8 protein-coding genes are annotated in these 6,102 nt (G+C 43.4%); 1 reads left to right on the top strand and 7 read right to left on the bottom strand.

Annotation, left to right across the window (positions count from 1 at the left end; all coding sequences use genetic code 11):
- The 6 genes from PX484_RS11665 to PX484_RS11690 all read right to left on the bottom strand — a co-directional run.
- Positions 1-168, bottom strand: a 168-nt coding sequence (locus tag PX484_RS11665) for an ATP-binding cassette domain-containing protein (RefSeq protein WP_288103940.1), incomplete at its 3' end; no start/stop codon positions are given.
- 152 nt (positions 169-320) lie between these two features.
- Positions 321-590, bottom strand: coding sequence for a UPF0367 protein family (locus PX484_RS11670; RefSeq protein WP_002756830.1), 270 nt, complete (start codon positions 588-590; stop codon positions 321-323).
- A 67-nt stretch (positions 591-657) separates the two neighbouring features.
- Positions 658-1,098, bottom strand: a complete 441-nt coding sequence (locus tag PX484_RS11675; RefSeq protein ID WP_287667493.1) for a protein kinase domain-containing protein — start codon at positions 1,096-1,098, stop codon at positions 658-660.
- A 45-nt stretch (positions 1,099-1,143) separates the two neighbouring features.
- Entirely contained in the window at positions 1,144-1,320 is a 177-nt protein-coding gene (locus tag PX484_RS11680) for a hypothetical protein (protein WP_002799794.1), read from the bottom strand.
- 355 nt (positions 1,321-1,675) lie between these two features.
- Entirely contained in the window at positions 1,676-2,410 is a 735-nt protein-coding gene (locus PX484_RS11685) for a M15 family metallopeptidase (RefSeq protein WP_002799799.1), read from the bottom strand.
- A gap of 31 nt (positions 2,411-2,441) precedes the next feature.
- On the bottom strand, positions 2,442-3,833 hold the full coding sequence (locus tag PX484_RS11690) for an NAD-dependent malic enzyme (protein WP_287766142.1): 1,392 nt from the start codon (positions 3,831-3,833) through the stop codon (positions 2,442-2,444).
- Positions 3,834-4,024: 191 nt separating this feature from the next.
- On the opposite strand from PX484_RS11690, the gene pip reads away from it, so the two are divergent.
- Positions 4,025-4,975, top strand: coding sequence for a prolyl aminopeptidase (gene pip, locus PX484_RS11695; protein WP_002782674.1), 951 nt, complete (start codon positions 4,025-4,027; stop codon positions 4,973-4,975).
- Between the two features lie 5 nt (positions 4,976-4,980).
- On the opposite strand, the gene PX484_RS11700 is transcribed toward pip, so the two are convergent.
- Positions 4,981-6,102 (bottom strand): O-linked N-acetylglucosamine transferase, SPINDLY family protein (locus PX484_RS11700; RefSeq protein ID WP_502882734.1); only part of this gene is annotated, 1,122 nt, incomplete at its 5' end.

Here is a 6,102-nt window from a genome sequence, read left to right on the forward strand (position 1 = left end):
ACTAGGTTTTAATAATCCCGCTAAGAGCCGCAGCAGGGTTGATTTACCGCTGCCATTTGTCCCCAACAACATCCAAAATTCTCCTCTGGGAACTTGCAAAGAGCAGCCATTTAATACTGATTTCCCATTCGGCCAGCTAAACCAGAGATCTTTTACTTTTATAGTCATGAATTATCAGCCTTTTCAGTGATCAGTGATCAGTTATCAGTTATCAGTTATCAGTTATCAGTTTTGAGTTTTGAGCCGAAAGTGTTATGTAGGCGGTTGCCGTTTTTTGTCACTGATTACTGGTTACTGCTCACTGATAACTGATTAAAGAACTATTCTGTGGCTAAAGCGACAAACCCCGGCGCTCTACCAGTGGAGGCAGCCCCGGATTTTTGTGACACAATCACCGCACTGATCTGATCGCTCAAAACCGCCACCTTTTTATCGGTTTGTTTTTCGCAGGTTAATTCTAATAATTCTGGATTCGGCGATCGCATAGCGTTAATAATTGTTTGATACAAAGCGTCTGCCGCCGCTTCTTCCTTGCGCTGCACGGAAATGGGGATGGGCGAGAGTTTCAGGGTAATATCGATCGAATACATAGTTTAGCGTTCCCTTCCAAAAAACAAGTCAAAAACCATTGTATAACAGGGCTTGGGTGTTGGGGTTTTAGGGTGTTGGGGTTTTAGTTGAAATTCCCCTATCTCCCCATAGTTGCCCATCACCCACCGCCGATAACCTTAGGGTCATAAGGGACTTGCGTAGGAGAGGCAGCTCACCTGTTAACATTTCATGTAACATCATCTCCAACTCAAACAAATCGCTATAACTTCCTGCATCTTCCCCTAAAATTACCTCTGGAGCTGCATAGCTTTCAGTAAAAGCTTGAACACTGCGACTATTCTTTCTCAATCCTTGCCTTGCTGCCCCAAAATCGATTAAAACCAGCCGTTTTTCATCGGTAATTAAGACATTATCTGGTTTTAAATCTAAATGATAAATATCTTGCTTCTCATCATGCACTGCTTCCCAAGCACTGACTAAATCATTCATTACCGACTCAATATCTTTCTCATTTAATCTCTTTTCTGGTTGTTTATCGTAAAATATCTCTTAAAGTTTGTCCCTTCACCAATTCCATCACCAAATAAACGGTTATCTGGCAAGGGTTTTAAGAATTGTTAATTGATCTGTTTTTGCCAACAACTCATCTAACTCAGCTACCTCATCAGCGCAGGGCAAAGATGCTGCATTTCTCATCACTAAATCATCTAAACGGGTTGGCTCTACCAGGGCTAATTGACAACTTGCCAGCGCTTTTAATTCATCCACACTCAAACCAATCAAATAATCTTGATCGAGGCCTAATAGATTGGCAAATCGAGAATAGGTGTTCCAGTCTAATAAAACCCCAACTCGTTCCCGTTGCTCATTTGTTAAGTATTCTACCGGCTTGGACAGATCAGAAACACCCAGAAGACAATGTCATCCTATTTTAGTAATTAACTCCAGATAATGCTATCGATCGCCGATCAGGTTATCTTATTTTTGTTTTCCTAATTGTTAGGTTTTCTAAAAAGTTGAAAAAGTACGGGCGAAGCATTCGGATAGAAAATCTCTGGTTTCAGCGATAGGTTATTGTCCGAATGCTTCGCCCCTACAGGACGCAATTGCCGATCAGGTTATCTTATTTTTGTTTTCCTAATTGTTGGGCTTTATAAAAAGTTTCTAAACTGTGACTATCCCCGACAAAACGCCAGTGCCAGGGTTCATAATTAATACCCTGGGGATTATTTTCGGGGAAAGATAACTCGAAACTATACTGGGCAGCGTTATTTTGCAACCAACGAAAAGCGGCAGTATTAGCAAAACTGCTACTTAAATTCGTTGCGGGAGTGCTACCATCACCAATATCGATCGCATAACCGGTATGATGTTCGCTGTAACCCGGAGGTGCGCTCACTTCTGCTCGTTTGCGGGTTTGCTGATTGCGTTGTTTTTTAACTTCAAAAAAGAGCTTTTCTTGGGTTGCTTTCGATCGAAATGCGGAAATCGGCATTAAAATCACCCCCGACCTTCTCGCGTCACTCTGCATCTGGATAAAAGCCTTGGCTGCCGGTTTCCTTAAACGCATAGTACCATCCCCAGTAATGGGGGCTAATTCCGTCTCTGGGGCCTCTTGATAGGGTAAATGACCTAGAATGTTCTCAATCGGGCTAGGAGTGGCTTTAATGGGGGGGGATGGGTTAATAACCGGTTTTTTTACGGAAGCAGGGGGACGATTCAAGACTGCTATGGCAATTAGGCCGGTTCCCACCAGAGCGAGTAAACCGCTTGCGATCGCTATTAGACCCTGGGGATTAGTAGTTTTTCTGTACTGGTTGTCCCGCAAAGCTTCGGGAATATCATCGATCGGTTTCACGGTTTACTTACCCTCCTGCACCATAATTACATTATTCCCCGGCCACTCCATCTTGACGAGCAGCCTGTTGAACGGCGGCGGCCACAGCCGTAACTACACGACCATCAAAAACCGAGGGAATAATATTCTCTCGATCAAGATTAGCAGGAGTGATCAAAGAAGCGATCGCTTTGGCCGCTTCCAGATACATATTATCGGTGATTGCCCTAGCGCGACAGTCCAAGGCCCCGCGAAATAATCCGGGGAAAGCGAGAACATTATTAATCTGATTGGGATAATCGCTGCGTCCGGTAGCCACCACGGCCACCAAATCATTGATTAATTCCGGTTGAATTTCGGGAATGGGATTAGCCATGGCAAAGACGATCGCATCTTTAGCCATTCCCTTAACCATTTCGGGAGTCAATACCCCCGGTGCGCTCACCCCCAGGAAGACATCAGCGCCTTTGAGAGCATCCCCTAGCTTACCAGTGGCAGCCACGGCCCAAGCTTGTTTTTCTGGGGTTAAATCGTCCCGGTTTTGGGAGAGGATGCCATGGGAATCACAGAGGATTATATTTGTGGCTCCTGCGGTTTTAAAGAGAGTAGCGATGGCGATTCCCGCCGCACCCGCACCATTAATGACGATTTTGACTGTATCAAGCGATTTTTTGACAAATTTGAGGGCATTAATCAGGGCAGCCAGGGAAACGATCGCTGTACCGTGTTGATCATCGTGGAAAACGGGAATATTTAATTCCGCTCGCAGACGTTTCTCGATTTCAAAACAGCGTGGAGCGCCGATATCCTCTAGGTTAATACCCCCAAAAACCGGAGCGATTCTTTTGACGGTTGCGATGATTTCTTCGGGGTCTTGGGTGGCTAAACAGATGGGAAAAGCATCAATTCCGGCGAATTCCTTGAATAACATCGCTTTCCCTTCCATTACCGGCAGGGCAGCCTCTGGCCCGAGATTTCCTAATCCTAATACCGCGCTACCATCGGTCACTACAGCGACGGTGTTGCCCTTGATGGTCAATGAGTACACCAGTTCGGGTTGGTGAGCGATAGCGGTGCAGATGCGACCAACTCCGGGGGTGTAGGCCATGGCCAGGTCATCTTGGGAGGTGAGGGGAATACGACTCTCAATGGAGATTTTACCCCGACGATGGATATCGAAGGTGCGATCGGAAACTTTGAGCAGTTTAACATCTGGTAGAGCTTTAACCGCAGCGATAATCTGTTCCGCTTGGTCGGTACTAGCGGCATCAACCATAATCTCGCGGGTGCTAATCTTTAAATTGCGTTCGATCAGAGAAATTTGCCCTAAATTCCCCCCCACATCGGCGATCGCATTGAGGACAGAAGCGAAGGTTCCCGCTTGATTGGGGATTTCTATCTTGAGACTTAGACTATAGCTAGGATTGGGCGTTAAATGAACCATGCTGAAGGCTTCCAATACTGATAAATATTGATTATCTTCTATCTGTGAGGGACTTTGGTATCTAATCGTGCAGTTTCTTTAGCTATTAGGGTCTCTCTGGGCCTAACACCAGGGGAGCGGGGTGTGGGGTGTGGGGTGTGGGGAGATGGCAAATTAGGTTAGACTTTATCTTAATGAGAAAGACTGTAAATATGACTAGAGAATTATATCCGGCGATCGATCCCTATTGTACTGGTTACTTAAAAGTATCGGCTCTCCACACAATCTATTATGAAGAAGTGGGCAATCCCCAGGGTAAACCGGTAGTATTTCTCCATGGCGGGCCTGGAGGTGGTATTGAGGGGATTTATCGTCAGTATTTCGATCCACAGAAATGGAGAATTGTCCTTTTTGATCAACGGGGTTGCGGGAAAAGTACCCCCCACGCTGAGTTAAGAGAAAATAACACTTGGCTGTTAGTGGCAGATATCGAAAAACTACGAGAATTATTAAAAATTGATCGCTGGGTAGTTTTTGGCGGTAGTTGGGGAAGTACCCTATCTTTAGCCTACAGTCAAACCCATCCCGAACGCTGTTTAGGCTTAATTTTGCGCGGGATTTTTCTACTGCGAGAAAAAGAATTAAAATGGTTTTATCAAGAGGGAACCAGTTATATTTTTCCCGATATTTGGCAGAATTATTTAGCACCTATTCCCCCGGAAGAAAGGGGTGATTTGCTGGCCGCTTATTATCGGCGACTGACTAGCGATAACCCCCAAATCCGTCTAGAAGCTGCCAAAGCTTGGTCAATTTGGGAGGGAAGTACCAGCAAATTAATTCCCGCGGACAATTTAATCGAGAGATTCGGTCAGGATAATTTTGCCGAAGCTTTTGCACGCATTGAATGCCATTATTTTGTCAATAAGGGTTTTTTAGAGACGGATAACCAACTGATCGAAAATGTTGATAAAATCCGCCATATTCCCGCGGTTATCGTGCAAGGACGTTATGATATTGTTTGTCCGATGATTTCTGCTTGGGAATTACATCAAGCTTGGCCGGAAGCGGAATTTATCATTGTTCCCGATGCGGGACATTCGATGACAGAAGTGGGAATTCGTAGTGCTTTAATTGAGGCTACCGATAAATTTGTTAACTTATAAATCACCTAATTATCGTGATGATTTTGCCAAATTTGTTCGTAGGCTTTTTCCATATCTAGGGTAAATTTTTTCCCATTCCAGAGGGGAGATATATGACGAGATTGACGTAATTGATAACGAATTTCTTCCCTTAAATTTTGATCTAATCCTAACTTAATTCCCCACTGCACATATTCCTCATCACTCCAAGCTATACCCTGACTAATGCCGGCATTTTTCATAAAAGTATAGCTATTACGGGCTGCAAATTGTTCACCAACCCTAGTGACTAAAGGAATCCCCATCCAGAGGGTTTCTAGGGTTGTGGTAGCACCACTATAGGGATAGGTATCGAGAACTATATCAGCAATTCCTAGATTAGCGCGATGGGTTTCCTCATTGAAATCATTGGGCAAAAATCTTAATCTATCTTGACTAATTCCCAATTCGTCGGCACTTTTGAGAAATAATTCTCGAATGGTTTCTTTGTCGGCAAAACCTTTGATTAAAAGATAGCTATTAGGAACCTGTTGAAGAATCTGCAATTGCAGACAAATCATGTTTAAAGTGCGTTTTAATCCCGATTGCACGGTCAGATAAATAATAGCATCATCGGGAATATTTAAATCAGTTCTTCTCCTAGTGGGAACACCCACTTCAAAACCATCCACGGATAAATAAGAGTTAGGAAGTCGGATAATTTTTTCTGAATAAATTTCTTGAGCATTTTCGGGTAAAACGTAGTTATCGGCAATAAAATAATCAATAGCAGGGATTCCCGACGCATCTAATCCTAACCAGGTTACTTGTATCGGTGCTGGTTTTAAAGCCATTACTAGATAAGTTGTATTATTGGTTAAGCTATCAATATCCACTAAAATATCTAAGTTATCTTGACGAATTTGTGCAGTTATTTGTTCAATTTTTGCGGGCAAGTTATAGCTATAATCTGAGTTATTTATAAACCATTTTTCAGTAATTTCGTCCGCTGCTTGGTTGACAAAATAGGTGTAAATTTCAAATTTATCTCGATTATGATAGTGAAATAACCAGCGACTTAACCAACCCACAGAATGACGACGGAGAGTATGGGCAATATAACCAATTTTTATTTTTCTTGCTGGAGATTTTGGAGAAGAAACAGGAGC

The sequence above is a fragment of the Microcystis sp. M49636_WE2 genome, from assembly GCF_030065375.1.
Classification (GTDB): Bacteria; Cyanobacteriota; Cyanobacteriia; order Cyanobacteriales; family Microcystaceae; genus Microcystis; species Microcystis aeruginosa_C.